Origin of the sequence: Streptomyces sp. NPDC002573, assembly GCF_042889625.1 — a bacterium.
In the GTDB taxonomy this organism is placed as follows: Bacteria; Actinomycetota; Actinomycetes; order Streptomycetales; family Streptomycetaceae; genus Streptomyces; species Streptomyces gibsoniae.
In genome coordinates this window covers 1-1067 of sequence record NZ_JBIARC010000288.1, presented here as the reverse complement: position 1 = coordinate 1067, position 1067 = coordinate 1, and the positions used below count along the sequence as shown (strand labels likewise).

The 1067-nt window shown below is 67.5% G+C and carries 1 protein-coding gene and 1 pseudogene; both read right to left on the bottom strand.

Going from position 1 to position 1067, the window contains the following annotated elements; genetic code table 11:
* Positions 1-96: 96 nt before the first annotated feature.
* Entirely contained in the window at positions 97-324 is a 228-nt protein-coding gene (locus ACFYX0_RS47990) for a hypothetical protein (protein WP_388982224.1), read from the bottom strand.
* Between the two features lie 415 nt (positions 325-739).
* Positions 740-1067, bottom strand: a pseudogene (locus tag ACFYX0_RS47985) (hypothetical protein); the annotation flags it as partial.

The following is a 1067-nucleotide window of genomic DNA, read 5'->3' as shown; positions in this document are numbered from 1 at the left end:
GGTTGGAAGCCTAGAGAACTCCCATCCTCGCAGGTCACAAGGCACGTCCTCTCCATGGGGGCACCGTCAGCCGGTCACCGATCGATGGATCCAGGCTCAGTCGTCGGTGAGTCTGTAGACCGTCAACTCGTTTCCGTTGATGCGGACGTGGAAATCGGGTGGTCCTGTGCCGAGTGTGGGAACGGCGTTGTTGACGGTCTTGAGTTCCGCGGCGCTGAGAACGGCGGCGGCGGCTTTGATCATGTCGGTGAGCGTGGTTTGCGGTATCTGCGGGAGTGTGTCGCCGGAAAGCAGAATCACCGCTTCGCCGGTGCTGCTGCGCACGACAGCGGTCGTGGGGGCTCCGTGTACGACAAGCACCTGCTACCCCTCTCGGCGTGGCCTTTTCGACCCGCTGGATGCCGGCACGGCCAGAGGATATCCCGTGCTCTTCCCGGGAGCGTGATGCGTGGTGGAGGCACTGGATTTCGGGAAGATTCGGCCGAGCTTAGTGGGAGAGGCATTGCCGGGTGGACGGACCCGGCGGGCGTGCATGTGCTCGATTCTCCGGGGCCGCAGGTTCGGCGGTGCTGTCGGTGACCGCGGTTGCGCGGCGAGGCGGCCATGGCCCGGGGCCGCAGCGCCGCGTCGGACCGGCCGCAGCGCCGCGCCGGCGGCAGCGGCCGGCGCGGGTGATGCCTGCCGGCCCGCTCGCTGCGTGATGCCGGGCCGGCGGGCGGGCGTTGCTCCTGGGGCGGTTTCAGTTCATGCCGCGAGGGCCGGCGTGCGGTGATCCGCGCAAGGGGATCCTGGCGGGAGCGGTGTCATCCGCGTGTGCGCTGTGCGCGCCGTGTGCGTTTGTTTCCCGCGACGGTCTTGGGTCCTGGGCCGCGTCGATCTCCGCCTGGAGTTCGATCGCGTGAACGATGCTCCTGTTGAGTGTCCTGCGGATGATGGGGTCGGTGATTTTCCATGCGGTCATGGCGTCGTCCGGCGAGAGCGGCGCCCCCTTCGGTTCTCGTCGTCGTGATTGTGGCCCGCGCTGTTCGGGGATGAGGCCGCTCTCCACCAGAATCCTCCGATGATCA